The organism is Hydrogenophaga sp. IBVHS2 (genome assembly GCF_002127215.1).
Lineage (GTDB): Bacteria > Pseudomonadota > Gammaproteobacteria > Burkholderiales > Burkholderiaceae_C > Hydrogenophaga.
Genome location: NZ_NFUT01000005.1, coordinates 112,278 through 138,344, shown reverse-complemented (window position 1 = coordinate 138,344; position 26,067 = coordinate 112,278). Strand labels below are relative to the sequence as shown.

Annotated in this window: 25 protein-coding genes; 15 read left to right on the top strand and 10 right to left on the bottom strand. The window is 69.1% G+C overall.

Features of this window, described 5'->3' with window-relative positions:
* Positions 1–1,218 (bottom strand): PAS domain-containing sensor histidine kinase, encoded by a 1,218-nt coding sequence (locus CAP38_RS13025; protein WP_086121849.1) that lies wholly within the window; start codon positions 1,216–1,218, stop codon positions 1–3.
* Positions 1,219–1,322: 104 nt separating this feature from the next.
* Here CAP38_RS13025 and CAP38_RS13020 point away from each other — a divergent pair, with 104 nt between their 5' ends.
* Positions 1,323–1,910, top strand: coding sequence for a cyclic nucleotide-binding domain-containing protein (locus CAP38_RS13020; RefSeq protein WP_086121848.1), 588 nt, complete (start codon positions 1,323–1,325; stop codon positions 1,908–1,910).
* Between the two features lie 20 nt (positions 1,911–1,930).
* Here the strand turns inward: CAP38_RS13020 and CAP38_RS13015 are convergent, their stop codons facing one another.
* Both CAP38_RS13015 and CAP38_RS13010 read right to left on the bottom strand, forming a co-directional pair.
* Positions 1,931–2,881, bottom strand: a complete 951-nt coding sequence (locus tag CAP38_RS13015) for a TerC family protein (protein WP_086121847.1) — start codon at positions 2,879–2,881, stop codon at positions 1,931–1,933.
* A 230-nt stretch (positions 2,882–3,111) separates the two neighbouring features.
* Positions 3,112–4,170, bottom strand: coding sequence for a homocysteine S-methyltransferase family protein (locus tag CAP38_RS13010; RefSeq protein WP_086121846.1), 1,059 nt, complete (start codon positions 4,168–4,170; stop codon positions 3,112–3,114).
* 50 nt (positions 4,171–4,220) lie between these two features.
* Between CAP38_RS13010 and CAP38_RS13005 the strand changes: the two genes are divergently transcribed.
* The 3 genes from CAP38_RS13005 (at position 4,221) to CAP38_RS12995 (ending at position 7,057) form a co-directional block, all read left to right on the top strand.
* Positions 4,221–4,640: a rhodanese-like domain-containing protein gene (locus tag CAP38_RS13005; protein ID WP_086121845.1), complete on the top strand. Its 420-nt coding sequence runs from the start codon at positions 4,221–4,223 to the stop codon at positions 4,638–4,640.
* 4 nt (positions 4,641–4,644) lie between these two features.
* Entirely contained in the window at positions 4,645–6,546 is a 1,902-nt protein-coding gene (gene recQ, locus CAP38_RS13000) for a DNA helicase RecQ (protein ID WP_086121844.1), read from the top strand.
* Positions 6,547–6,715: 169 nt separating this feature from the next.
* Entirely contained in the window at positions 6,716–7,057 is a 342-nt protein-coding gene (locus tag CAP38_RS12995; protein WP_086121843.1) for a hypothetical protein, read from the top strand.
* Between the two features lie 25 nt (positions 7,058–7,082).
* Here the strand turns inward: CAP38_RS12995 and CAP38_RS12990 are convergent, their stop codons facing one another.
* A complete protein-coding gene (locus CAP38_RS12990) occupies positions 7,083–9,482 on the bottom strand; it encodes an ATP-binding protein (protein ID WP_086121842.1) in 2,400 nt (799 codons plus the stop codon).
* 146 nt (positions 9,483–9,628) lie between these two features.
* Here CAP38_RS12990 and CAP38_RS12985 point away from each other — a divergent pair, with 146 nt between their 5' ends.
* The 4 genes from CAP38_RS12985 (at position 9,629) to CAP38_RS12975 (ending at position 13,675) form a co-directional block, all read left to right on the top strand.
* Positions 9,629–10,828, top strand: coding sequence for a threonine ammonia-lyase (locus CAP38_RS12985; protein WP_086121942.1), 1,200 nt, complete (start codon positions 9,629–9,631; stop codon positions 10,826–10,828).
* Positions 10,829–10,845: 17 nt separating this feature from the next.
* Positions 10,846–11,253, top strand: coding sequence for a PaaI family thioesterase (locus CAP38_RS12980; protein WP_086121841.1), 408 nt, complete (start codon positions 10,846–10,848; stop codon positions 11,251–11,253).
* A gap of 65 nt (positions 11,254–11,318) precedes the next feature.
* Positions 11,319–11,462 (top strand): hypothetical protein, encoded by a 144-nt coding sequence (locus CAP38_RS15400; RefSeq protein WP_179188548.1) that lies wholly within the window; start codon positions 11,319–11,321, stop codon positions 11,460–11,462.
* Between the two features lie 356 nt (positions 11,463–11,818).
* A complete protein-coding gene (locus CAP38_RS12975; protein ID WP_086121840.1) occupies positions 11,819–13,675 on the top strand; it encodes a phosphoenolpyruvate carboxykinase (GTP) in 1,857 nt (618 codons plus the stop codon).
* A 146-nt stretch (positions 13,676–13,821) separates the two neighbouring features.
* On the opposite strand, the gene CAP38_RS12970 is transcribed toward CAP38_RS12975, so the two are convergent.
* Positions 13,822–14,355 (bottom strand): hypothetical protein, encoded by a 534-nt coding sequence (locus CAP38_RS12970; protein ID WP_086121839.1) that lies wholly within the window; start codon positions 14,353–14,355, stop codon positions 13,822–13,824.
* A gap of 104 nt (positions 14,356–14,459) precedes the next feature.
* Here CAP38_RS12970 and CAP38_RS12965 point away from each other — a divergent pair, with 104 nt between their 5' ends.
* From CAP38_RS12965 to CAP38_RS12955, 3 genes are all read left to right on the top strand, one after another.
* Positions 14,460–15,437 carry a LysR family transcriptional regulator gene (locus CAP38_RS12965; RefSeq protein ID WP_086121838.1) on the top strand — a complete coding sequence of 326 codons (978 nt, stop codon included), beginning with the start codon at positions 14,460–14,462 and terminating at the stop codon, positions 15,435–15,437.
* Positions 15,434–16,234 (top strand): metallophosphoesterase, encoded by an 801-nt coding sequence (locus CAP38_RS12960; protein WP_086121837.1) that lies wholly within the window; start codon positions 15,434–15,436, stop codon positions 16,232–16,234. Before CAP38_RS12965 ends, CAP38_RS12960 begins: the two co-directional genes overlap by 4 nt.
* A 74-nt stretch (positions 16,235–16,308) precedes the next feature.
* Positions 16,309–16,731 carry a universal stress protein gene (locus CAP38_RS12955; RefSeq protein ID WP_086121836.1) on the top strand — a complete coding sequence of 141 codons (423 nt, stop codon included), beginning with the start codon at positions 16,309–16,311 and terminating at the stop codon, positions 16,729–16,731.
* Positions 16,732–16,758: 27 nt separating this feature from the next.
* On the opposite strand, the gene CAP38_RS12950 is transcribed toward CAP38_RS12955, so the two are convergent.
* Positions 16,759–17,400: a TetR/AcrR family transcriptional regulator gene (locus CAP38_RS12950; protein ID WP_256924452.1), complete on the bottom strand. Its 642-nt coding sequence runs from the start codon at positions 17,398–17,400 to the stop codon at positions 16,759–16,761.
* 180 nt (positions 17,401–17,580) lie between these two features.
* Here CAP38_RS12950 and CAP38_RS12945 point away from each other — a divergent pair, with 180 nt between their 5' ends.
* Positions 17,581–18,036, top strand: coding sequence for a fasciclin domain-containing protein (locus CAP38_RS12945; RefSeq protein WP_086121835.1), 456 nt, complete (start codon positions 17,581–17,583; stop codon positions 18,034–18,036).
* 10 nt (positions 18,037–18,046) lie between these two features.
* Here CAP38_RS12945 and CAP38_RS12940 read toward each other — a convergent pair whose 3' ends face one another.
* Positions 18,047–18,979, bottom strand: a complete 933-nt coding sequence (locus CAP38_RS12940; RefSeq protein ID WP_086121834.1) for a LysR family transcriptional regulator ArgP — start codon at positions 18,977–18,979, stop codon at positions 18,047–18,049.
* Between the two features lie 124 nt (positions 18,980–19,103).
* On the opposite strand from CAP38_RS12940, the gene CAP38_RS12935 reads away from it, so the two are divergent.
* A complete protein-coding gene (locus tag CAP38_RS12935; protein ID WP_086121833.1) occupies positions 19,104–20,456 on the top strand; it encodes a D-amino acid dehydrogenase in 1,353 nt (450 codons plus the stop codon).
* On the opposite strand, the gene CAP38_RS12930 is transcribed toward CAP38_RS12935, so the two are convergent.
* Positions 20,442–21,251 (bottom strand): alpha/beta fold hydrolase, encoded by an 810-nt coding sequence (locus CAP38_RS12930; protein ID WP_086121940.1) that lies wholly within the window; start codon positions 21,249–21,251, stop codon positions 20,442–20,444. The genes CAP38_RS12935 and CAP38_RS12930 overlap by 15 nt on opposite strands.
* 103 nt (positions 21,252–21,354) lie before the next feature.
* On the opposite strand from CAP38_RS12930, the gene CAP38_RS12925 reads away from it, so the two are divergent.
* The gene (locus CAP38_RS12925; protein WP_086121832.1) at positions 21,355–21,870 is read left to right on the top strand and encodes a flavin reductase family protein; all 516 of its coding nucleotides are present in this window, start codon (positions 21,355–21,357) and stop codon (positions 21,868–21,870) included.
* Between the two features lie 13 nt (positions 21,871–21,883).
* On the top strand, positions 21,884–22,786 hold the full coding sequence (locus CAP38_RS12920) for a DMT family transporter (protein ID WP_256924451.1): 903 nt from the start codon (positions 21,884–21,886) through the stop codon (positions 22,784–22,786).
* A 12-nt stretch (positions 22,787–22,798) separates the two neighbouring features.
* Here the strand turns inward: CAP38_RS12920 and CAP38_RS12915 are convergent, their stop codons facing one another.
* On the bottom strand, positions 22,799–23,782 hold the full coding sequence (locus tag CAP38_RS12915; protein WP_086121831.1) for a tripartite tricarboxylate transporter substrate binding protein: 984 nt from the start codon (positions 23,780–23,782) through the stop codon (positions 22,799–22,801).
* A 116-nt stretch (positions 23,783–23,898) separates the two neighbouring features.
* Positions 23,899–25,992, bottom strand: coding sequence for an acetoacetate--CoA ligase (locus CAP38_RS12910; protein ID WP_086121830.1), 2,094 nt, complete (start codon positions 25,990–25,992; stop codon positions 23,899–23,901).
* Positions 25,993–26,067 lie beyond the last annotated feature (75 nt).

Sequence of the window (26,067 nt, the reverse complement as noted above, 5' to 3'; positions counted from 1 at the left end):
TCACGCTGGGGCTCCTGCCTGTAGCGACACCGTCAGGCACATGCGCGTGCCCTGTCCTGGTGCGCTGTCGATGTCGATGACGCCACCGAAGTGGCGTGCGCGCTCGCGCATGCCCATGATGCCGTAGGCATCCGGCGCCTCGAAGGCCTGGGCCGATGCCCCCACGCCGTTGTCGTGCACGCTCAGCCGCAGGACGCCCCCCTCCACCACGGCCTGCACCGCCAGCCGGTCGGCGCGGGAGTGACGGCCCACGTTGCTGAGCATCTCCTGAAAGATGCGGAACACCGCCATGGCCAGCGGCTCCGGCGGTTCGGGCCAGGCGCCTTCGGGCTCGGCCCGCATGCACCAGTCCAGTGCCATCTCGGCGCTCTGCACGAACTCCTGCGCCTGCCACTCCAGCGCTGCCCACAGGCCCTGGTGGTCCAGGATGCTGGGACGCAGGTCGGTGATGATGCGCCCGACGTTGTCCACCGCGTTCTCGATCAGCCGGCTCATGTTCTGGCACTTGCAGCGCATGCGCTGGCGCATGTCCTGGGCCTGCTCGGGCGAACGCCCCCCCTGCTCGGACAGTCGCTTGTCCATCCAGTTGACGTCCATCTTGAGCGCCACCAGCAGGCTGCCGAGCTCGTCGTGCACCTCGCGGGCGATGCGGGTGCGCTCTTCCTCCCGGACCTTGTCCGACCAGGCCGCCAGCTCGCGCACCTGGTGCAGCGCGGTCTCCAGCTCGTGGGTGCGTTCCCGCACCCGGGCTTCGAGCTCGCTCTTGGCCCGCTGCAGGGCATCGGCCGCCCGCTTGCGCTCGGTGATGTCCACGAACGTCACCACCGCGCCCACCACCTGGCCGGCGTCGATGATGGGATGGCTGCTGTACTCCACCGGAAAACACGAGCCGTCGCGGCGCCAGAACACCTCGCTGTCGATGCGGCAGGGCAGGCCCTGGCGGAAGGCGTTGAAGATGGGGCAGTCTTCCACCGGGTACTCGGCGCCGTCGGCGTGCGAGTGGTGGGTCAGGTCGTGCATGTTGCTGCCCAGCAGCTCGGCCGGCTCGAAACCGATCATGCGGGCACCGGCCGGGTTGATGAACACGCACAGGCCGTCCAGGTCGACCCCGAAGACGCCCTCGCCGGTGGATTCGAGCATCAGGGCCAGCGGGTCGCGCCAGACCTGTTGTTCAGGGGCGCGCGTGGCCGGGTCGGACAGGGAAGGCGCTGGTGGCATGCCACGGTCAAGCAATCGACGTGCCATGGGGCGGCACGACAGGATGTCGCGCCGTCGGGTGACAATGGCGCTGAACACCCTGCCCTGTACAGAAATCCGACACCATGCAACTGCTCGACCGACTCCTGCGCCAGCGCGAAACCCGGCGTCGCCGGCTGCGGGTGAGGGCCTCGCCGCACGGCATGCAGGCCGCCGCACTGCTGCGCTCCCCCTCGGCCCTGGCCCAGCTGAGCGAGGACGATGCGGTCACGGTGGTGGCCTACATGCAGCTGCGGCGCTTCTCGCGCGGCGAGGCCATCGTGCGCGAGGGCGATGACGCCAGCGGCGGCCAGGGCTTCATGGCCCTGGTGGTGGAAGGCGAGGTGACGGTGGAATCCCAGCTGATGCACCGGGCCCAGCCCCTCACGGTGAACGTGCTGGGCCCGGGCGAGGTGCTGGGCGAGATGGCCCTGCTCGATGGCGATGCCCGCTCGGCGAGCTGCACCGCCAGCACCGACGGCGTGCTGGCCATGCTCCAGCGCGAGTCGCTCCAGATGCTGATGGAAGAAGAGCCGGTCACCGCCGGGCGGCTGCTCGCCGCCGTGGGTTACCGGCTCAGTCTGCGCCTGCGCGAGCTGGAAGCCAAATACAAGGTCTACGACAGCCTGGTGGCGTCATTGCAGGCCGAGGTGGCCCGGCCTGCACGCCGCTGACGCGTCGAGGGCCAGACCGGTCAGGTGTTGGGCGCGGTCTTGGCGCTCCAGATCATGGTGATGGTCAGGATGCCCACCACCACGCCCAGCGAGACCGCCACCGGGATCTTGTAGATGTCGATCAGGACCATCTTGGTGCCGATGAACATCAGGATCACGGCCAGGCCGTAGTTCAGCAGGTGGAACTTGCTGGCCACCGCCTGCAGCAGGAAGAACATGGCGCGCAGGCCCAGGATGGCGAACACGTTGCTGGTCAGCACGATGAACGGGTCCTGGGTGATGGCGAAGATGGCCGGGATGGAGTCCACCGCGAAGATCACGTCGGTCAGGCCCACCAGGCAGATCACCATCAGCAGCGGGGTGGCGATGCGCTTGCCGTTTTCCATGGTGAAGAACTTTTCACCATCGAAGTTCCGGCTCACCGGCATGAGGCGGCGCAGCAGCTTGAGCGCCGGGTTGTCGTCCAGGCTCGGCTCCTTGCCCGCAGCCCACCACATCTTCACGCCGGTGAGGATCAGGAAGGCACCGAACACATACAGGATCCAGTGGAACTGGGCCAGCAGCCAGCCACCCACCAGGATCATGATGGTGCGCAGCACGATGGCGCCGATGATGCCGATCATCAGCACCCGCTTCTGGTATGCCGGCGGCACCGCGAAGTAGGTGAAGATCATCAGGAAGACGAAGATGTTGTCGACCGCCAGGCTCTTCTCGATCAGGTAGCCGGTGAGGAACTCCAGCGACTTCTCGTTGGCGATCTCGGTGGAGCCGGTGGTGCTCTTGATGGCCCACCAGAACAGGCCGTTGAAGACGAAGCTCAGGGCCACCCAGACAATGGACCAGTTCAGGGCCTCCTTCACGCCCACCTCGTGCGCGCCCTGCTTCTTGAGGACGACGAAGTCGACGAACAGTGCCGCCAGAACGAAGGCGACAAAAACGACCCACAGCCAGACTGGCGCGATGCTTTCCATGAAATACCTCGGATTGGTGTTGACGAACACCCCAAGGTCTTGTCAGCAACCGGCGTGGCGCCGGTTGGGCAGTTCCCGGCAGCGGTGAGGCTGCGGATTGACGAGAACGCCGCCCGCCGAAGGCCCGGCGTGACGCCGGGTGGCGGGTGACTACTCCCCTTGAAGGGATTGCGGATTATGCCAAGGGCCGAAATGACCCCAGGCGCCGACCGGGAATGCCGGCCCGGGGATCAGGCCGCGTCGCTGCGGAACGGACCGCGTTGCAGCGCCCGGGGTGCCAGCGGCTGCACGCCCTGTCCGATGGCCTCGATGTGCTGGGGCGTGGTGCCGCAGCAGCCGCCCACGATGTTGACCAGCCCCTCGGCCGCAAACTCGCGCAGCAGCCGGCTGGTGACCTCGGGCGTCTCGTCGAACCCGGTGTCGCTCATGGGGTTGGGCAGGCCGGCGTTGGGGTAGCAGCTGATGAAGGTGTCGCCGGCCACCTTGGCCAGCTCTTGGATGTAGGGCCGCATCAGCGTGGCGCCCAGGGCGCAGTTCAGGCCCACCGCCAGCGGCTGCATGTGGCGCACGCTGGCCCAGAAGGCGCTGACCGTCTGGCCGCTGAGGATGCGGCCGGAGGCATCGGTGACGGTGCCGCTGATGATCAGGGGCAGGCGCTCGCCGCTGTGCTCGAAGAACTCGTCGATGGCGAACAGGGCTGCCTTGGCGTTGAGCGTGTCGAAGATGGTCTCCACCAGCAGCACGTCGGCGCCACCCTCCACCAGGGCCTGCACCTGCTCCAGGTAGGCCGCTCGCAGCTGCTCGAAATTGATGTTGCGTGCCCCGGCGTCGTTCACGTCCGGGCTGATGCTGGCCGTCTTGGGCGTGGGGCCCAGGGCGCCGGCCACGAAGCGAGGTTTGTCGGGGGTGCTGAACTTGTCGCAGGCCGCGCGCGCCAGCCGGGCCGAGGCCAGGTTCATCTCGCGCGCCAGCGGGGCCATGTCGTAGTCCTCCTGGGCCACGGTGGTGGCGCCGAAGGTGTTGGTCTCGATCAGGTCGGCACCGGCGGCCAGATACCCCTCGTGGATGTCCCGGATGACGTCCGGGCGGGTCAGGCTGAGCAGCTCGTTGTTGCCCTTGACGTCGCGGTGGAAGTCCTTGAAGCGCTCGCCCCGGTACTGCTCCTCGGTGAGCTTGAAGCGCTGGATCATGGTGCCCATGGCGCCATCCAGGATGGCGATGCGCTGGCGCAGGATGCCGGGCAGGGCCTGGGCACGGGTGTAGACGGGCAGACGTTCAGGGGCGTTCATCCCGTCATTGTAGGAAGACCCCGGCCTGAAATCCCCGACAATCACCGCCCATGAAGCACCTCTCCCCCACGCAGGCCTGGACCTGGCTGCAGGCCGAACGGCAGGCCCGCGAAGCCCGTGGCGAGGCACCGCCGCTGTTCGTGGACGTGCGCATGGAGATCGAGTCGCTCTATGTGGGCCGCCCGCCCGGCGTCGAGAACATCCCCTGGTACGAATACCCCGACCTCACGCCCGATCCCGCCCGCTTTGCCCGCGCGGTGGAAGCCGAGGCGGGCGACAAGGCCCGGCCCATCCTGCTGATCTGCCGCAGCGGCAAGCGCACGCTGGACGCCGGCCGGGCCCTGGAGGCCGCCGGCTTCACCGACGTGAGCCATGTGGTCAACGGTTTCGAGGGCGAGCTCAACGAGCACTTCAAGCGCTCCAGCGTGAACGGCTGGCGCTTCGAAGGCCTGCCCTGGGAACAGATGTAAGCCGATGCTGGACGCCATCGACGTCGCACCGGGCAGCGAGGTGCTGGAAGCCTCGCTGGCCGTGCTGCAGGAGGTGTTCGGCTTCGATGCCTTCCGCGGGCCGCAGGCCGACATCGTGAGCCACGTGGGGGCCGGTGGCGACGCCCTGGTGCTCATGCCCACCGGCGGCGGCAAGTCGCTGTGCTACCAGGTGCCGGCCATCGTGCGCCAGCAGGCGGGCTGCGGCCTCACCGTGGTGGTGTCGCCCCTGATCGCCCTCATGCACGACCAGGTGGGCGCCCTGCTGGAGGCCGGCGTGGCCGCCGCCTTCCTCAACTCCAGCCTGAGCGGCGAGGACGCCCAGCGCGTCGAGAAGCAGATGCTGCGCGGCGAGCTCACCCTGCTGTATGCCGCCCCCGAACGGCTGACCACCCCCCGCTTCCTGGCCCTGCTCGACTCGCTGCACGAGCGCGGGGCGTTGGCCCTGTTCGCCATCGACGAGGCCCACTGCGTGAGCCAGTGGGGCCACGACTTCCGGCCCGAATACCGCGAACTGTCGGTGCTGCCCGAGCGTTTTGCCGGCGTGCCGCGCGTGGCCCTCACCGCCACCGCCGACGAGCTCACCCGCGCCGACATCGTGGAGCGGCTGCAGCTGCAGCAGGCCCGCACCTTCATCAGCAGCTTCGACCGGCCCAACATCCGCTACCTGGTGGTGGAAAAGAAGGACGCCACCGCACAGCTGCTGCGCTTCATCCGCGACGAACACACCGGCCCCGGCGGGACGGATGCCGGCATCGTGTACTGCCAGTCGCGCCGCCGGGTGGAAGAGGTGGCCACGCTGCTGAGCGATGCCGGCCTGAATGCCCTGCCCTACCACGCCGGGCTGGACGCCGCCGTGCGCCAGGACCACCAGGACCGCTTCCTGCGCGAGGACGGCGTGATCATGGTGGCGACCATCGCCTTCGGCATGGGCATCGACAAGCCCGACGTGCGCTTCGTGGCCCACCTGGACATGCCCAAGAACATCGAGGGCTACTACCAGGAGACCGGCCGCGCCGGGCGCGACGGTGAGCCGTCGAACGCCTGGATGGCCTACGGCCTGCAGGACGTGGTCAACCAGCGCCGCATGATCGACGAGAGCCCGGCGGCCGACGCCTTCAAGCAGGTGCTGCGGGGCAAGCTCGATGCCCTGTTGGCCCTGGCCGAATCGGCCACCTGCCGCCGGGTCCAGCTGCTGGCGTACTTCGGCGAACACAGCGGCCCCTGCGGCAACTGCGACAACTGCCTGAACCCGCCCGACCTGTTCGACGCCACCGAACCGGCGCGCAAGCTGCTCTCCTGCATCTACCGGGTGCAGCAGGCCAGCGGGCACGGCTTCGGTGCCGGCCACATCATGGACATCCTGCGCGGCAAGACCACCGAGAAGGTGCTGCAGAACGGCCACCAGTCGCTCAGCACCTTCGGCATCGGCGCCGACTGGTCCGAGACCCAGTGGCGCGCGCTGGTGCGCCAGCTGATCGCGCGCGAGGCCCTGCGGGTGGAGGACGCGCCCTACAACACCCTGCACCTGGCCGACGGGGCGCGCGCCATCCTCAAGGGCGAGTCCACGGTGCAGCTGCGCCAGCTGGCCGACAAGGCGCCGGGCAGTCGCAGCCGGCGGGCCGCCCGCACCGAGGCCGACCACAACGGCCAGCCGCTGTCGCTGGCCGAGCGCGACTGCCTGGACGCGCTGCGCGCCTGGCGGGCCGAGGTGGCCCGTTCGCACAACCTGCCGGCCTACGTCATCTTCCACGACAGCACCCTGCGCGAGATCGCGGTGCGCCGCCCCCGCGAGCCGTCCGATCTGGACGGCATTGCCGGGCTGGGCGTGAAAAAGCGCGAAGCCTACGGCGCGGAGGTGCTGCGGGTGGTGAGTGCTTTTGCGTAAGCCCTCAAGTTTTCGGCAGCCTGGTCGAGAACCTAGGTCTGACAGCCCGAACCGTTCGTCGGCGGGGTGACCTGTGAAACCCGTCACGGCCTCAAGCGGCTGCTTTGGCGTGCCGATGTCGTGGATAGCAGGGGGATGTTCCCCCTGGATTTCCCGACAGGAGAGCGGCATGTTTTTCAAGCTGCCTTGGTTCAAGAAAGCCGCGACACCCCACTACCAGCACACCCAGGTGCTGGAGCTGGACTTTCTGGTGGACGAGTTCCACGCCGTGCTGGCCGACATCGAGGACCCGTTGCGCGGGCGCATCCATGCGGCCCTCATGCTGGCGCAGCATCCCAAGGACCTGTGGTTCCTGCGCAGCAAGATCTTCAACCTGGTGTCCAAGCACCACTGCGAGTCCGAAGCCAACCGCCGCATCGCCCGCCTGGACGAGAAGCTGCAGTTCTTCGTGGAACACCACCCGGACTACTCGCCGGAAGAGATTCCGTCCCGGCCCATGACGCTGCACTGAGCAGCACCGCGCGGCAGCGCCCGGCTCAGGCCATGAAGCCGAGCCGGCGCGACTCGCGCACCTCCGGCTTGATGCGGTGCTCCGCCTCGAGCTGGTCCAGAAACTCCCCGGGCGCCAGCGCCTCGCCCAGGATCTCGGCCTGACGCTTCACGGCCGCAAAGTCCCCCGGACACAGCTGCTCCAGCCGCGCCAGCCGCTGCCGGGCGTCCGCATCGAGCCGCCCGGCGTCGCCGGACAACGCCTCCACCACGAACATGGCCTCGCGCTGCTCGGCCGTCAGCGGCCGGAACCGGATCTTGAAGGTGAAGCGCCGCAGCGCCGCCTGATCGATGCTGTCCATCAGGTTGGTGGTGCAGATGAAGATGCCGGCAAAGCGCTCCATGCCCTGCAGCATCTCGTTGACTTCGGTCACCTCGTAGGTGCGCTGGGCACCACGCCGGTCCTGCAGGAAGCTGTCGGCCTCGTCCAGCAGGAGCACCGCGCGTTCGGCCTCGGCCTCGCGGAACATGGCGGCCATCTGCTGCTCGGTCTCGCCCACGAACTTGCTCACCAGATCGCTGGCGCGGCGGATCATGAGCGGACGGTCGAGCTGCTGGGCGATGTGCTCGGCCAGTGCCGTCTTGCCGGTGCCGGGCGCACCGTGGAAGCACAGGCAGCCGTGGCCCCGCGCCTTGAGCGCCTCGATGATGCGGGCCACCGGGTGGCGGGATTCCACGTTGAGCATGTCCAGGCTGTACTGGGTGACCACCGGACGCTGCGCCGGGTCGGGCTTGCGGCCCAGCGCATGGTCGGCGTTGCGCAACTGGCGCTCGATCAGATCGTCCAGCGGAGGCACACCCGGGCGACGCCGACCGGTCGGGCGCGGCCCCTGGGCCAGCTGGGCGAACCGCACCGCGGTGCGGATCTGGGCCGGCGTCAGGCCCTTGCGCTCGGTCAGCCGGGCCACCAGGCCGTCGCTCACCGGCACGCCGTCGAGTGCGGTGCGCACCAGCTGCTCGCGGGCGCCAGGCGGCGGGCTCTTGAGCTCCAGGTGGTAGGCAAAACGCCGCCGGAAGGCCGGGTCGATCTGCTCGATGCGGTTGGTGACCCACAGCGTGGGCACCGCGTTGGATTCGAGCACCTGGTTGACCCAGGCCTTGCCGCTGACGCTGCCGGTGTGGGGTGCGCTCACATGCTCGGCCCGCGCCATGAGCTGGGCGGCTTCGCTGGAGATCGGGGGGAACACGTCTTCCACCTCGTCGAACAGCAGCGCCGAGTGCGCCATGCCCTTGAGGAACACCTGGGCGATCTGCAGCGATCGGTAACGGTCTCGGCCTGAGAGCGCATTGCCGTCCCGGTCGGCGTATTCCACCTCGAACAGTTCCAGCCCGGCGGCCTGGGCCACCACCCGGGCGAGCTCGGTCTTGCCGGTGCCCGGCGGGCCGTACAGCAGCACATTGATGCCGGCCTCCTTGCGCGCCACCGCCTCGCGCAGCAGGCCGCACAGCAGACGCACGTCCTCGCCCACGTAGGCAAAGTCGCGCTCGCTCAGCGTGGACCGGGCCGCCGGCCGGGTGAACACGGCCATCAGCTCGCTCTCGGAGCGGTACTCGCGCATCAGCACCGGCGGCAGCTTCTCGCTGACCTTCATCAGGTCGGCCAGGTCGGTGATGTTGTGCTCGGAGATCAGGTTCTCGACCATGCCGATGCGCTCCAGCCGCGAACCGGCCCGCAGCGCCTCGCCCACCTCGCTGGCCTTCACACCGGCCACCTCGGCAATGGCCGCGTAGGCCTCGGGCGCGTTGTTGACCTTGAACTCGACCAGGATCGAGCGCAGGTCGCGCTGGTAGCGGGCCAGGGTGCCGTAGAGCAGCAGCGCGCGCTCGGCCCGGTTGAGCTGCAGCAGCGCCGCCAGCGCATCGATGTTCTTCTCCACCAGCGTGCTCTGCTTCTTCAGGGCCTGGGCGAGCCAGTCGCCCGTGACCGAGAGCACCGAGAGCAGGTCCTTGGGCGACTCCTTGGCGTATTCGTCGAGGTAGAAGAACAGCGTGCCCTCTTCGTACGGCCCGCGCCACACGCCGTAGCGCTCCATGAAGGCGGCGGTGCCCAGGACATCGTGGCCGGCCCACAGGTCGTTGTCCTTGCAGCGCCGCTGCAGGAACTCGCGCAGGCGCGCCAGCACGGTGTGGGGCCAGACCAGGTGCCGGCCGGCCAGCGAGAGCAGGGTGTTGAGGTCCCGCCGCACATTGAAGCGCGGGCCCTGCCGCGCCGCCAGGGTGAGCACGAAATGCGAGCACATCAGGTCGAGCACCGGGGCCTGCCGCAGACCCGGCGGCACGAACACACGGCCGTCGGTGCGGACCTCACCGGCGCAACCCAGCCGGCTCTCCCGGGCATCGGGGAGCGGGCGACCGGTTGCGGGCAGCGGCGACGTGCGTCGGCTCATCGTTGCACCTCCTGGGCGGACTGGCTGGCGGCGGGCAGGCAGGGCCTGTCCGCGAGATGACCATAACCCAGCTTCATGCCGGATGGAAGTGGATGATGGCCGCCATTGCGGGGGCTTTTGCCGGCATCGGACGGCACAATGGCCCGATGCTCGCACTCCATGACATCGAAGCCGCTGCCACCCGCCTGAGCGGCCAGCTCCTCGACACACCCTGCGTCGAGTCGCGCACCCTGTCGCAGCTGGTGGGCTGCCAGGTCTTCCTCAAGTTCGAGAACCTGCAGTACACCGCCTCCTTCAAGGAACGCGGGGCCTGCAACAAGCTCAGCCAGCTCGGCCCCGAGGAGCGGGCCCGGGGGGTGGTGGCCATGAGCGCCGGCAACCATGCCCAGGGTGTGGCCTACCACGCGCAGCGCCTGGGCATCCGGGCGGTCATCGTCATGCCGCGCTTCACGCCCGGTGTGAAGGTGGAGCGCACCCGGGGCTTCGGCGCCGAGGTGGTCCTGCACGGCGACACGCTGGACGAGTCGCGTGCCCATGCGCGCGAGCTGGCCGCCACCCAGGGGCTGGTGTTCGTCCACCCTTACGACGATCCGGCCATCGTCGCCGGCCAGGGCACCATCGCGCTGGAGATGCTGCGTGCCCAGCCCGACCTGGACACGCTGGTGATCGCGGTGGGCGGCGGCGGCCTCATCGGCGGCATGGCGGTGGCCGCCAAGGCGCTCAAGCCGGGCATCCGGGTGGTGGGCGTGCAGACCGAGCGCTTTCCGGCCATGGTCAATGCCCTGTGCGGCACCCACCATCCCCAGGGCACCAGCACCATTGCCGAAGGCATTGCGGTCGGCTCGCCGGGCGAACTCAACCAGGCCCTGGCCCGCCGGCATGTGGACGACTGGCTGCTGGTGGACGAGGGCGACATCGAGCAGGCCATCGTCATGCTGCTGGAGATCGAGAAGACCCTGGTCGAGGGCGCCGGTGCCGCCGGCCTGGCCGCACTCATCCGGCACCGGGGGCGCTTCGATGGCCAGAAGGTGGGGCTGGTGCTGTGCGGCGGCAACATCGATCCGCTGCTGCTGGCCTCCATCATCGAGCGCGGCATGGTGCGGGCCGGCCGGCTAGCCCGGATAGCGGTGAATGCCCGCGACGTGCCGGGCAACCTGGCCCGCATCACGGCCCTGGTGGCCGAAGCAGGCGCCAACATCGATGAAGTCCATCACCAGCGCGCCTTCACCCTGCTGGCGGCCCAGAACGTCGAGATCGAGCTGGTGCTCCAGACCCGGGGCCACGAGCATGTGGACGCCGTGCTCGACCGGCTGCGCGGCGCCGGTTTCCAGGCCCGGCGCGTCTGAACCCACCGGAGAACCCGATGACACCCACCGAACTCCAGACCGCCCTGTCCGACCTGTTTGCGCCCTGGGTGAAGGACCTGGGGCTGCAGGTGCAGGCCGCGCCCGGACCGGGTGTGGTGGTGGCCCGGTTGCCCGTGTCCGAGCGGCTCACGCGCGAAGGCGGGACCCTCTGCGGTCAGGCCATGATGTCGGCCGCCGACACGGTGATGGTGCTGGCCCTCATCCACCATTTCGGGGCCTTCCGGCCCTGCACCACGGTGCAGCAGTCCAGCAGTTTCCTGCGCCCGCTCTCGGGCCAGGACCTGCTGGTGGAGGCCCGGGTGCTGCGTGCGGGCAAGGCGCTGGCGTTCGGCGAGGTCGACCTGCGCGGGGCCGATGACGGCCGCAGCGTGTGCCGCGTCAGCAGCACCTGCGCCCTGCTGTGAACTCTCGGGCCGGTGCTTCCTCTAAAATCGCGTCAGTTCGTTCATATTCACGGAGCATTCCCACCATGTCGCACCACGATCACCACACGCCCGCCGATCAGCCCCAGGACCTGGTGGAGTCGATCGTCCCCCACATGCCCATCGTCCTGCCGGTGGCCGGCGCCGTGCTGATGTTCCTGCTGGCCTTCATCGCCGTCTTCATGGCCTGATCGCCACCCGCCCTGCCGACCAGGCCGGACGCCGAAAGGCGGCCGGCCTTTTCTTTCGCCAGCCTGTCCCGACGGGTCCGGATACCGCATCACGTTATGCGGGCTTTGCATGTAACCCGTCGGTAACCTGACGGGGGCTTGCCTAAAATAAGGGCACTGGCCGACCCGCCCACCGGACGCCGCGATCACCCGTCAGCGCGCCCGCACATTGCTGCACCAGCCAAACGCTGCCGCAGCCCTGAGCGCCGACCGCACGAATCTGCCTTGCAGACACCGACAGCCGCAGCCGTCCCGCGTGGGTCCTGTGGCTGTCAGTGTCTGTGGGGCGCGCCGCACATTCACTCTGGAGCCGTCCCATGAACTCACCCGTGATGCAGGGCCTGTCCCTCAACACCCCCTCGTACGTCAAGCACGCCCGGCTGATCGCCTGGGTGGCCGACATGGCCGCGCTGTGCAAGCCCGACCGGATCGTCTGGTGCGACGGCAGCGACGAGGAATACGACCGCTTCTGCCAGCAGCTGGTGGACGCCGGCACCCTCAAGCGCCTGAACCCCGAACTGCGCCCCAACAGCTACCTCGCCTGGTCCGACCCGTCGGACGTGGCCCGCGTGGAAGACCGAACCTTCATCTGCTCGCAGCGCCAGGAAGACGCCGGCCCGACCAACAACTGGAAGGACCCGGCCGAGATGCGCGCCACCCTGCAGCCCCTGTTCGACGGCTGCATGCGCGGCCGCACCATGTACGTGGTGCCGTTCAGCATGGGCCCGCTGGGCAGCCCGATTGCCCACATCGGCATCGAGCTCTCCGACAGCGCCTACGTGGCGGTGAACATGAAGCTCATGACCCGCATGGGCAAGGGCGTGTTCGACGTGCTGGGCGCCGACGGTGACTTCGTTCCCTGCGTGCACACCGTGGGCGCGCCGCTGGCCGAAGGCGAAGGCGACAAGACCGCCTGGCCCTGCAACCCCGAGACCAAGTACATCGTCCACTACCCCGAAACACGCGAGATCTGGAGCTACGGCTCGGGTTACGGCGGCAACGCGCTGCTGGGCAAGAAGTGCTTTGCGCTGCGCATCGCCTCCACCATGGGCCGCCAGCAGGGCTGGCTGGCCGAGCACATGCTGATCCTGGGCGTGACCAGCCCCGAGGGCAAGAAGTACCACGTGGCAGCCGCCTTCCCCAGCGCCTGCGGCAAGACCAACTTCGCCATGCTGATCCCGCCCAAGGGCTTCGAGGGCTGGAAGGTCACCACCATCGGCGACGACATCGCCTGGATCAAGCCCCAGGCCAACGGCCGCCTGCACGCCATCAACCCGGAAGCCGGCTACTTCGGCGTGGCCCCGGGCACCAACACGCTGACCAACCCGAACTGCATGGCCAGCCTGGACCGCGACGTGATCTTCACCAACGTGGCCCTCACCGACGACGGTGACGTGTGGTGGGAAGGCATGGGCGAGGCCCCGGCCCACGCCATCGACTGGCAGGGCAAGGACTGGACCCCCCAGATCGCCAAGGAAACCGGCGCCAAGGCCGCCCACCCCAACGCGCGCTTCACCGTGGCCGCCACCAACAACCCGGCCCTGGACAGCGCCTGGGACGATCCGGCCGGCGTGCCGATCGATGCCTTCATCTTCGGCGGCCGCCGCAGCACCACCGTGCCGCTGGTGACCGAGGCCCGCGACTGGACCGAGGGCGTCTACATGGCCGCCACCATGGGCTCGGAGACCACCGCCGCGGCCTTCGGCGCCCAGGGCGTGGTGCGCCGCGACCCGTTCGCCATGCTGCCCTTCGCCGGCTACAACATGAGCGACTACTTCCAGCACTGGCTGAACCTGGGTGCCCAGCTCAAGGCCAAGGGCGCCCAGCTGCCGGCCATCTTCTGCGTCAACTGGTTCCGCAAGGACGAGGCCGGCAAGTTCGTCTGGCCCGGTTTCGGCGAGAACATGCGCGTGCTCAAGTGGATGATCGACCGCCTGGAAGGCCGCGGCCAGGGCGTGGAACACGCCTTCGGCATCAGCCCGCGTTACCAGGACATCCACTGGGAGGGCCTGAACTTCTCGGCCGAGCAGTACCAGACCGTGACCCACATCGACAAGGCTGCATGGACCCAGGAACTCGCCCTGCACGGCGAGCTGTTCCAGCAGCTCCGGCACCATCTTCCCCGTGAGCTCGAGGAGACGAAGGCGCGCATCGAACAGCGCCTGGCCGCCTGAGGGCAGAGCCGAACCACCGGTGCCGGCACGACCTGCCGGCACCGGGTCTCCCCCTGGTGACACCCCGCCGGGCGAAAAAAAAGCCACCGATCCGGTGGCTTTTTTGTGGGCGCCGCTGACCGGCGCGACACGCGCGGGACGGCGGGTCAGATGCGGTAGGCCAGGGCGCGGGCGGCGCGCTGCCGACCGATCTTCTCCCAGACCGACAGGGTTTCCTCGGTCGGGGCCGGGGCGCTCGCGGCCGGAGCAGCGATCAGGGACAGCGGCTCGTCCACCTCGGCACGGCCGCGGGCCTGCACCAGCTCGGCCATGACGCGCGGGTCGGCGCGGGCGATGTCCCACAGGCGCTCTTCGGCACGGGCCTGGGCACGGGCGGCGGCCCACTGGTCCAGACCGGCCAGGGTGCGGCGGGCCACGGCGCGGGCGGTGTCGGCAAACAGGGCGAAGCCGGCGAACACGATCACCCACAGCATGACCCAGGCCAGGAACAGGTGACCGTCGGCCCAGGTGCTGACCAGGTGATCGGCCACCAGGACCATGGCGGCAACCACGCCGGCGAGCAGGAGGGCGGCCAGACCACGCGCCTGGATGCTGCGGGGTGCGGTGGCCGGACGGACGGATGCCGGGGCGGCTTGACGCAGGCCCAGCGGGGCAGAGGAAACGGTGGCGGTGGTGCTCATGGTGAACTCCTGAAGGAAGGGGTTGTGTCTTGTGGACGGGGGAATCTTAGGGTTATCCCTAGTCGAGCACCAATTTATCTTTGTGATGCCTACCATTCACAGCAATGATCAAAGGCCTCAACTTCCGCACGCTCGACCTGAACCTGCTGCGCGTCTTCGACGAGGTGATGGCCGAGCGCAACCTGACCCGCGCCGCCCACAACCTGGCCATGACCCAGCCGGCGGTGAGCAACGCGCTGCGCCGCCTGCGCGATGTGGTGGGGGACGAGCTGGTGCACCGCGCCGGCTACGGCGTGGAGCCCACGCCGGTGGCGCTGGCCCTGTGGCCCTCGGTGCGCGAGGCCCTGGCCCTGCTGAGGGAAACCCTGTCGCCCGACACCTTCGACCCGGGCCATGCCCAGTCCAGCTTCGTGCTGGCCATGGCGGACGCCACCGCCGCCAAGATCGTGCCGAGTCTGGTGCGGATCTGCGAGCAGGAGGCCCCCGGGGTGAGCCTGCGGGTGTTGCCGCTGACCACCCGCGACCCGCGCTCGCTGCTCGAATCGGGCTCGGCCGACGTGGCCATCGGCCACTTTCCCGGCGTGGTGGCCGAGCTGGGGGCGCAACACCTGAAGGAAGAAAACCCGGCTTTCCTCTACCAGCGCCTCTACGACGGCGAGTACGTGGTGGTCATGCGGCGCGACCACCCGCTGGCAGGCAAGCCACTCACCCTGGACGACTTCTGCGCGGCACGCCACCTGCTGGTGAGCTTCTCGGGCCGTCCGTTCGGCTTCGTGGACGAGGCCCTCACCGCCGTCTCGCGGCAGCGGCGCGTGGTGCTCACCGTCAACCAGTTCTTCACCGCCGGGCGGGTGGTCACCTCCACCGACCTGCTGACGGTGCTGCCGCGCCACTTCGTGAGCGCCACCGGCATCGAGCACCGTCTGGCCCTGTCCGATCTTCCGCTGCCGGTGCCGGCGGTGCATGTGGATACCCTGTGGCACCGGCAGGCCACGCACAACACCGCCCACCGCTGGCTGCGCGAAGCGGTGAAGCGCGCGTCGGCCGACGGCTTCAGTCCCTCCGACCCCTTGCACCCATGAACATCCAGCTGCTCAGCGATCTGCACCTCGAGAACAACCCCGACTTCGTGCCGGTGCCGGCACCGGGCGCCGACCTGCTGGTGTTGGCCGGCGACATCGGCTCCTACCAGCGCCGGCGGGACGGCAGCACCCTGCCCGACCCCGACTGGGGCCTGCGCCGCTTTGCCGGGTGGCCGGTGCCGGTGATCTATGTGCCGGGCAACCACGAGTACGACGCGCTCGACTGGGACGTGACCCATGCCCGCCTGCGCGAGGCCTGCGAGCGGCTCGGACTCATCTGGCTGGAACGCGAGGTGCATGTGCGGGCGGGGGTGCGTTTCGTGGGCACCACGCTGTGGAGCGATTACGACGTCTTCGGCGACCGGCCCCGGGCCTACCGGGCCGCCAACCACTACCTGCGCAAGATGGACGGCCGCCGGGGCGGCGCCCTGTTCGATGCCGAGGCCATGCGGCATGTGGCGCTGGAATGCCAGCACTGGTTGACGCAGGCACTGGCGCAGCCCTGGGACGGTCCCACCGTGGTGGTCACCCACTTCGCACCGACGCTGCACAGCATGGACCCGCGCTATGGCGCCACCCCCGGCACCGCCGGCTTCTGCAACGGGCTCGACCACCTGCTGCCGCAGGCCGACCTGTGGCTGCACGGGCATCTGCACTGCCCGACCGACGTGCAGGTGGGCCGCTGCCGCATCATGGCCAACCCGCTGGGCTATGCGGACAAGAACGAGCAGGCGGCCTTCGTCCCGGACGGGCTGATCCCGGTGCCCCTGCAGGACGGGAACCTGCGCCCTGCTTGATCTGTCGCAAGGGAGGGCCGCACGGGACTCTTACACTCGGTGGCTCTCATACCTACAACCCAAGGAGCATCCCCATGAAGATCCTGCTCGCTGTCGACGGCAGCCCCTACACCAAGAAGATGCTGGCCTACGTCGCTGCCCACGACGAGCTGTTCGCCGCCTCCAACGATTTCACCCTGATCACCGTGCAGACCCCGCTGCCGCCGCGGGCCCGTGCCGCCGTGGGCGCCGAGATCGCCAACCAGTACCACGCCGACGAAGCCGCCAAGATCACCGGCCCGGTGGTCAAGTTCCTCAAGCGCCACGGCATCGACGCCAAGGTGGTGAGCAAGGTGGGCTCGGCCGGCGAGCTGATCGCCAAGACGGCCCATGCCGGCAAGTTCGATCTGGTCATGATGGGCTCGCACGGCCACAGCGCCCTGGGCAACCTGGTCATGGGTTCGGTGGCCACCCGCGTGCTGGCCGAATGCAAGGTGCCGGTGCTGCTGGTCCGCTGACGCACCAAAGACGGTCTGCGGCAGCCCTCAGCGCTGGCGCAGGCCGTCGAAGCAGGTCGAGAGCACCATCTCGATGATCCGGGCGCTGTCGTACTGGCCGGACGCCTTCAGGAAGCCCAGCACCGGGTCGCAGGCGCGGGCGTAGAGCGTGTAGAGGACGGCGATCGGGGGCAGCGACGCATTCAAACTCCCGTCGGCCTGGGCTTCCACGATCCAGCCGCCCAGCCGGTCGCTCACGTCCATCAAACCGTCCACATAGGGTTTGCTGGCGGCCAGCGCCGCACGCAGGCTGGAGTTTTCGCTGGGCAGCGACGGCATCTCGCCGGCCAGCTGCACTTCCATGGTCCAGCGGGCCACCTCGCGCAGCCGCTGCAGCGGGGTCAGGCCGCTGCGGGCCTGAAGCTCGTCCAGAAAGGTCTGGGCGCGCTGCATCACCTTGACCATGGCCGCTGCAGCCAGGTCTTCCTTGCTCGGGAAGTGTTTGTACAGACTGGCCTTGGCAATGCCGACCTCGGCCGCGACCTCGTCCACCGTCATCGCCTCGAAGCCCTTCTCGGCCAGCAGGCGGTTCACAGCCGCCACGATGGCGTCCTCGCGGGCCTGGTGCATCTGCTCGCGAAAGCTGCGTTTGACGGGCGGAGTGGCGGTGGAGGGCGTGGCGCTGGACATGGGGAACCTTTTCGGCGAAGCCCGGATTGTCACCTTTCGACGTCGACGACGCAATTCATACCGAATCGTATGGATAAATACTGATCAGTTGTGTTTTGGTCTTTCCAGATCAATACTGGCGCCGTCCGTGATGCAGATCACGCTTTGCGGACACCCATCCACACCTTTGAAAGGACGCACATGAAGAAGACCCTCGTCGCCGGACTGCTGGCTTTCGGCGCCATGGTTTCCGCCCAGGCCAAGGACATCGTCGACACCGCCGTGGCCGCCGGCTCGTTCAAGACGCTGGTGACCGCCGTTCAGGCGGCCGGTCTGGTCGACACGCTCAAGGGCCCGGGACCGTTCACCGTGTTCGCCCCCACCGATGAAGCCTTCGCCAAGATCCCCAAGGCCGATCTGGACGCCCTGCTCAAGGACAAGGCCAAGCTCACCGCGGTGCTCACCTACCACGTGGTGCCGGGCAAGGTGATGGCCAAGGACGTGAAGGCCGGCAAGGTCAAGACGGTTCAGGGCGGCGAGCTGACCGTGAGCACCACCGGCGGCGTGAAGGTGGACAACGCCAACGTGGTCAAGACCGACATCGCGGCCGACAACGGCGTGATCCACGTGATCGACACCGTGGTGCTGCCGCGCTGAGCGGACCGCCTCAGGCCCCCTGCGCAGCGCGTGCCGGGGGCCGCAGACTGCGGCGCGCCGCCGTGCGCAGCGCCGCCGTCAGGGCCTCCAGCACGTCGGAATGGAGGTTCCAGCAGTGCCAGTGCAGCGGCACATCCAGCCGGTGCCGGGGGAGCAGGTTGACCAGCTCCCCGCTGGCCAGCCGTTCGCGCACCCCGAGCTCGGGCACCACGCTCACCCCCCAGCCCGACGCCACCGCCCGGATCTGACCCTCGCTGGAGGGGACGAACAGCTGCTTGAGGATGACGCGTGGCAGCTTGAACGCCTTGGCCACGAAGCTGTGCTGCAGCGTGTCCTTGCGGTTGAAGGCCACGAACGGCACCTGGTGGAAGTTGTGGGCCGTGAGCCCCTTGGGCAGCTGCTGGGCCACGAAATCGGCATGGGCCACCGCCACATAGTCCATGGTGCCCAGGGGCTCCATGCGGCAGCCCCGAAGCGCCTGGCCCAGCGAGGTCACGCAGCCCAGCACCTGGCCTTCGCGCAGCCACTCGTGGGTGAATTCCTGGTCGTCGGTGATGATCTCGATGGGCAGACCGTCACGGGCGAGTGCGTCCAGGGCCGGCAGCGCCCAGGTGGCAATGCTGTCGGCGTTGATGGCCACCGAGATGCGTTCGTCCTCGCGCCCGCCGGTGCTGCTGGGCGCCAGCTCCTTGAGGTCCTTCTCCAGATCGGCGCGCAGCAGCCGCATCATCTTGGCGTGCTTGAGCATCAGCTGACCCGCCGGCGTGGGCTTGAGCGGACGGCTGCGCACGATGAGCACCGTGCCCACCTGGGCTTCGAGCGCCCGCAGGCGCTGCGACACCGCCGACTGGGTGATGGACAGGCGCTGGGCCGCCCGCTCGAAACCGCCTTCTTCGATGATGGCGGCCAGGCATTCCAGGGCGTCGGGGTCGAAAGTGCTCATGGTGAACCGGCCTCGGCCTCACATTAGTCAATCTGATGAGATCGATTTTAGTTTGATTCCGCTTCATTTCCAGGGCGGCTTTTTCGATACTGCGCAGATCACGGTTTCTGATCAGGAGCACACCATGCGTGTCACGGTTCTGGGTGGGGGCATCATCGGCGTCAGCACGGCCTGGCATCTGCTGCAGCGTGGGCACGAGGTGACGCTGGTCGATCGCCAGAGCGATGCTGCGCTGGAAACCAGCTTTGCCAACGCGGCACAGATCTCGGTGAGCTACTGCGAGCCATGGGCCAACCGCGAGGCACCGCTCAAGGCGCTTAAGTGGATGTTCTCGGCCACCTCGCCGCTGCTGTTCCGCCCGCAGCTCGACCCGGCCCAGTGGCTCTGGGGCCTGCAGTTCCTGGGGCAGTGCAACGACGCAGCCTTCGTGCGCAACGTGGCGCAGCTGGTGGCCCTGGGCTCCTACAGCCACGCCGCCCTGAAGGATGTGGTGGCCGAGACCGGCATCGAGTACCACCGGCTCGAACGCGGCATCGCGCACTACTACACCGACGAAAAATCCTTCGCCGGCGCAGCGGCTGCCGCTGAGGTGATGCAGCGCTTCGGCGTCAAACGCCGCGTGGTCTCGCGCGAGGAGCTGCTGGGCATCGAGCCGGCACTGCGGGCCTTCGGTGACCGCATCGTGGGCGGCACCTACACCGAGACCGACGAATCCGGCGACGCCCGCGTGTTCACCCAGGCCCTGGCCCGGCGCTGCGCCGAGCGCGGCGCGGAACTGCTCTGGGGCCATGACATCGAGCAGATCGAGCAGCGCGGCGACGAGGTCAGCGGCATCCGGGTGCGCAACCGCCAGGACGGCCAGATCCGCATGCTCACGGGCGATGCCTTCGTCGTGGCCTGCGGCTCCTACACCACGCCGCTGCTGCAGCGCATCGGCATCCGGGTACCGATCTACCCGGGTAAGGGCTACAGCGCCACGCTGCCGCTGCTGCGGCCGCAGGACGCCCCGTCGGTGAGCATGATCGACGACCAGCTCAAGATCGCCATCTCGCGCCTGGGCGATCAGCTGCGGGTGGCGGGCACCATCGAGCTCGGCGGCTTCGACCTGTCGCTGGACACGCCGCTGGCGCGCCGCCGCTGCGAGATGCTGGTGCGCCGCATCGAGACGGTGTTCCCGGGCGTGGCCGACACCCGCACGCCCGAAGAGGGCGGCAACCCGCAGTTCTGGACCGGCCTGCGCCCGGCCACCCCCACCAACATCCCCCTGATCGGCCAGCTGCCGCGCCGCAAGCTGTGGATCAACGCCGGCCACGGCACGCTGGGCTGGACCCACGGCGCCGGCTCCGGCAAGGCGCTGGCCGAACTCATCAGCGGCGAGAAGCCGGCCATGGAGTTCGGCTTCACCGGCCAGCCGGGCACGCCGAGCCGTACAGGCATCGGCGCAGGCCGGCTGCAGACCGCCTCAGTGCAGCGTTGAGCGCCCGGCGGTCTCGCCCAGGAAGGCCAGCAGCTGGCCGTCGAAGGCTTCCGGCGCCTCCAGGTTCATGAGATGGCCGATGCCGGGCAGCTCCACATAGCGCGAGTCCGGAATCTGATCGGCCATGCGGCGCATGAGGGCCGGCGGCGCCACGCGGTCGAACTCGCCGGCCACCAGCAGGGTGGGCACCCGGATGGCCGCCAGGGCGGCCTGGCGATCGAAGCCGGTCAGGCAGTCGAGTGCGCGGCGGTAGGTGGCTTCGGGCACGCCGCCCATGCAGTGCTCGGCCAGCCGCAGCCCCTCCGGCAGGGCGCCGGGGCCGACCATGCGCGGAACCAGGGTCTGTGCCATGGCTTCCATGCCGCCCCCGGCGTCCAGTGGCGCGGTGCGCTCGGCCACGAACTGGCGCGCCCAGTCGTCGGCGCTGCGGCCGCTGCCATGGCGTGCAAAGGCGGCCGAGGTGCCGGCCAGCACCAGCCGGCTCACCCGCTGCGGGTGGCGCGCCACCACTTCCTGCGCCACCATGCCGCCCATGCTGTGGCCCACCAGCACCACGTCCGGGCACTGCAGGGCGTCGATCAGGTCGATGCAGCGCTGCGCCAGGCCCTTGAAGGTGTAGGGCTCGATGGGGGCGCTGTGGCCATAGCCCGGCATGTCCCAGGCCACCGCCCGGTAACCGGCGGCGGCCAGTGTCTCGACCTGGGGCGCAAAGGCCAGGTGCCCGCCGCCGATGCCGTGCAGCAACAGGACGGTGGGGCCGCTGCCCAGGGCGGTGAAGGCAGGTGTGAGGCTCATGCGGCGCATCTTATCGGCGCGATCCGGGTAGCCCTGGCGACGCGCCGGAACACCGGCATGGCCGACAATCGCCACCCCACACCGAACGGTTCACCGCACCACCATGTCAGCCTCCCCCGCCGCCGGCCCCCGGCCGCCCGACTTCTCGACCCGGGCGTTCCGCAGTGCCCTGGGCATGTTCGCCACCGGGGTGACCATCGTCACGGCACGGGCCGCCGACGGCAGCCTGGTCGGGCTGACGGCCAACTCGTTCAACTCGGTGTCGCTGGAGCCGCCCCTGGTGCTGTGGAGCCTGAGCCAGCAGGCCGGCTCGATGGCCGCCCTGGCCAACGGCCGGCATTACGCCATCCATGTGCTGGCGGCCGACCAGCAGGCGCTGGCCGAACGCTTTGCGGCGCGCCACACCGACCGCTGGGCCGGGGTCGACCACACCGACAGCGTCAGCGGCGTGCCGCTGCTGCCCGGCGTGGCCGCCACCTTCGAGTGCTTCAACCGCAGCCAGTACGCCGAAGGCGACCATGTGATCTTCGTGGGCGAGGTGGAGCGCTGCAGCCACAACCCCGACGTCTCGCCCCTGCTGTTCCACGGCGGGCGCTTCTACACCGAGCACCCGCTCTGAGCCCTGCCACACCGTGAACAGCCCCATCCAGCGCAAGACCCATCTGGATTCGCTCGCCATCGGCCTGCTGGTGGTGTGCTGTGCGTTCTGGGGTTTCCAGCAGATCCTGATCAAGACCACGGTGGATGAAGTGCCGCCGCTGTGGCAAGCCACCATCCGGTTCTGGGGCGCCACGCTGCTGCTGTGGCTGTGGTGCCGCGCGCGCGGCGTGGCCCTGTTCGAGCGCGACGGCACGCTCGGGCCGGGGCTGCTGGCCGGCCTGCTGTTCGCCGGTGAATTCGCCGCCATCTACCTGGGTCTGAAGTACACCAGCGCCTCTCGGCTGACCGTGTTCCTCTACACCAGCCCGTTCGTGGTGGCCCTGCTGCTGCCCCGGGTGGTGCGCACCGAGACCCTGCGCCGCATCCAGTGGGTGGGGCTGACAATCGCGTTTGCCGCCGTGGCGCTGGCCTTCAGCGAGGGCTTCACCCACGCACCGACGGGCCACGGCATCTGGCAGGGCGACGCCCTGGGCCTGGCCGCCGGCATGCTGTGGGGCCTGACCACGCTGACCCTGCGGGCCACGAAACTGGCCACGGCGAGTGCCGAAAAGACGCTGTTCTTCCAGGTGGGTGTCACCGCGCTGGTGGCGCCGCTGATCTCGCTGTCGCTCAACGAGACCTGGCGGTTCGATTACTCGGCCGCCGCCTGGACTTCCATCGGCCTGCAGACCGCCGTGGGGGCCTTTGCCAGCTACCTCACCTGGATGTGGATGCTGCGCCACTACCCGGCCACCCAGATGAGCACCTTCACCTTCCTCACGCCGGTGTTCGCCCTGGTGTTCGGTGTGGCGCTGCTGGGCGAGCCGCTGACCTGGCAGCTGGTGGTCGCCCTGCTGGGCGTGGCCACCGGCATCGTGCTGGTCAGCAGGCGCTAGCCCCGCCGGGGGTCAGCTCTTCTTCGCGAGGCCCAGGCGTTCGATGGTGGCCTTCTCGGCCGCGAACGTGCGCTGCGCATAGGCCGTGTAGTCGGCGGTGTTCATGTAGATGGTGGGCTGGAAGAACTTGTCCAGCGCCGCCTTGACCTCGGGGTCGTCCAGCGTGGCCTTGAAGGCGTCGTGCAGCACCTTGACCACGGCCGGGTCCATGTTCTTCGGGCCGCCAATGCCGAACGGCGATTCGGTGATGGTGTCCCAGCCGCTTTCCTTGACCGTGGGCACATCGGGGAAGGCCTTGTTGCGCTGGCTGCCCAGCGTGGCCAGCAGGCGCAGCTTGCCGCTCTGCACATGCGGCGCGAATTCGGTGGTGCCGCTCATGACGCGGATGTGCCCCCCGAGGATGGCCTGCATGATCTCGGCCGAACCCTTGAACGGGATCGGGTTGAGCTTGATGCCGGCCTTCTCCGAGAACTCCTCGATGGCCAGGTGCGGCGTGGTGCCGGTGCCGGTGTGGCCGTACTCCAGCTTGCCCGGGTTGGCCTTGGCATAGGCCACCATCTCCTTGAGGTTCTTGAACGGCGCGTCGGCGGTGCAGGCAATGCCGAAGGTGTAGCCGGTGAGGCAGACGATGTGGGTGATGTCGGTCACCGGGTTGAACGGCATGTTCTGCATGTGGGGCAGGCGGTAGATGCCCAGCGGCAGCTGCGTGATGGTGTAGCCGTCCGGCTTGGCCTGCATCATGGCGCTGGCGCCCAGGGTGCCGCCCACGCCGGGCTTGTTCTCGATCACCACCGGCACGCCCAGGATCTTGCTGGCGCTCTGGCCGAAGGCCCGCATGATGGCGTCGCTGCTGCCGCCGGCCGGCCAGGGGGCGATGAGCGTGATGGGGCGCGAAGGGAACTTGTCCTGCGCGAACAGCGAGGGCGCGGCCAGCAGGGCGGCACCGCCGGCGGCCAGGGACAGGGCCTGGCGGCGGTTCGGGTTCGGGTGGGTCATGGCGGGTCTCCGGGGGTGGGGTTGTGGTGACCCGGCAAATTACCGCATGCCGGCCGGGCCGCCCACCGGGTTGGCCCGAGGGTTCACCCCTGCCGGCGTCGCTTGCGGGACGCGCCTCAGGCCCCGGCCCGCTGCGCCGCCAGCTGCACGTACCAGTCCAGGCAGCCCGGGTTGGCCATGGCCTCGCGGTTGATCACCTTCTCCAAGGGCTGGCCCAGCAGCAGCTTCTTGATCGGCAGCTCCTGCTTCTTGCCGGACAAGGTGCGCGGGATCTCGGCGACCTGGTAGATGGCGTCGGGCACGAAGCGCGGGGACAGTGCGGTGCGGATGGCCGCCTGGATGCGGCCGGTCAGCGCCTCGTCCAGCGCCTGGCCCTCGCGCAGCACCACGAAGAGCGGCATCCAGCTCTCGCGGCCCAGGTATTCCAGGTCGACCACCATCGAGTCGAGCACCTCGGGCAGGGCCTCGACCGCGCTGTAAAGCTCGCTGGTGCCCATGCGCAGGCCGTGGCGGTTGATGGTGGCGTCCGAGCGGCCGTAGATGACGCACGACCCGTCCGGGTGGATGCGCAGCCAGTCGCCGTGCCGCCAGACCGCGCCGGCCTCGGGGCCGAGGTCACCGCCACCGGGGTGCCGGCCATGGCCGGGCGGGTACATGTCGAAGTAGCTGCCGAGCAGCCGCTTGTGCCCCACATCGCCCACGAAGTACAGCGGCATGGACGGAATCGGCTGGGTGCACACCAGTTCGCCCACGGCATCGGTCACCGGCCGGCCGTGCTCGTCCCAGGCTTCCACGGCGCAGCCCATCAGGCGGCACTGCATGCGGCCAGGGGTCTGGGGCAGATCGCGATGACCGCCGATGAAGGCGCCGGCAAAGTCAGTACCGCCCGAGATGTTGCACCACCAGATGTCGCCCCCACGCTCCGCCGCCACGCGATGGAACTGCCCGGTGCCCCAGCGCTGCACGTCTTCGGACAGGGGCGAGCCGGTGCTGCCCAGGGCGCGGACGGGGCGGAGGTCGCCGCAGGCGGCGATGTCCACGCCGGCCTTCATGCAGTTGGCATAGAAGGCGGCGCCGGCGCCGAAGAAGGTGACGCCGGTCTCGGCGGCGAAGCGCCAGAGCACGGTCCAGTCGGGGCGCTCCCTGGAGCCACCGGGGTTGCCGTCGTAGATGACGCAGGTGGTGCCGCCCAGCAGGCCACCCACCTGGGCGTTCCACATCACCCAGCCGGTGGAGCTGTACCAGTGGTAGCGCTCGCCCCAGGAGTTGGGGTCGTAGCTGCAGCCGATGTCGTTGTGCAGCACCTTGAGCGCCATGCTCACCAGCACGGTGCCGCCGTGCCCGTGCACGATGGGCTTGGGCAGGCCGGTGGTGCCGCTGGAATACACGATCCACAGCGGGTGGTCGAAGGGCAGCCAGAGCGGCTGGAAGGCCACGGTCGGCGGATCGGCCCGGGCCGTGACCAGCCGGAGATCGGCGCACGGCGCCAGCTGCTCCAGCGCGCGCTCCCGCGCCTGCGGCTGGCCCAGGCTGTCGGCCAGGTTGGTGTGCAGCACCACATGGCGCACCGTGGGCAAGGCGTCGCGCAGCTCGGCCACCACGCCCAGGCGGTCGTGGTCGCGGCCGCCGTAGGTGACGCCGTCGCAGGCGATCAGCACCACCGGGTCGATCTGGCGGAACCGGTCGAGCACGGCATGGGTGCCCATGTCCGGGGCGCAGATGCTCCACACCCCGCCGATGGCCACCACCGCCAGGAAGGCCACCATGGTCTCGGGGGTGTTGGGCAGGTAGGCCGCCACCCGGTCCCCGGGTCGCACGCCCTGGGCCTGGAGGTGCAGGGCCAGGGCGGCCACCTGGCGGCGCAGCTCGGGCCAGGACAGCTCGCGGTGGATCCCCTTCTCGTTGCGGCTGATCACCGCCGGGAAGCCGGCGGCGTGTGCGGCGTCCACATGCCGGAACACCTGGTGCACATAGTTGGCCTGAGCGCCGGGGAACCAGCGCGCGCCGGGCATCACGTTGCGCTCCAGCACCGCCGAATGCGGCGTGGGCGACCGCAGGTCGAAGTAGTCGCGGATGCTCTGCCAGAAGGCCTCGATGTCGCTCACCGACCAGCGCCACAGGGCGTCGTAGTCGGCGAAATGCAGACCGCGGTGCTCGCCCAGCCATTGCTGGTAGCGGCGGATCTGGGGAATGTAGGGGGCGGTGCTCATCGGTCCATTATGAAAACCCCCCGGGGCACCCGGCAACGGCCGGTTGGCCCCTGCGGGACAGCGGGCGCCAGACCG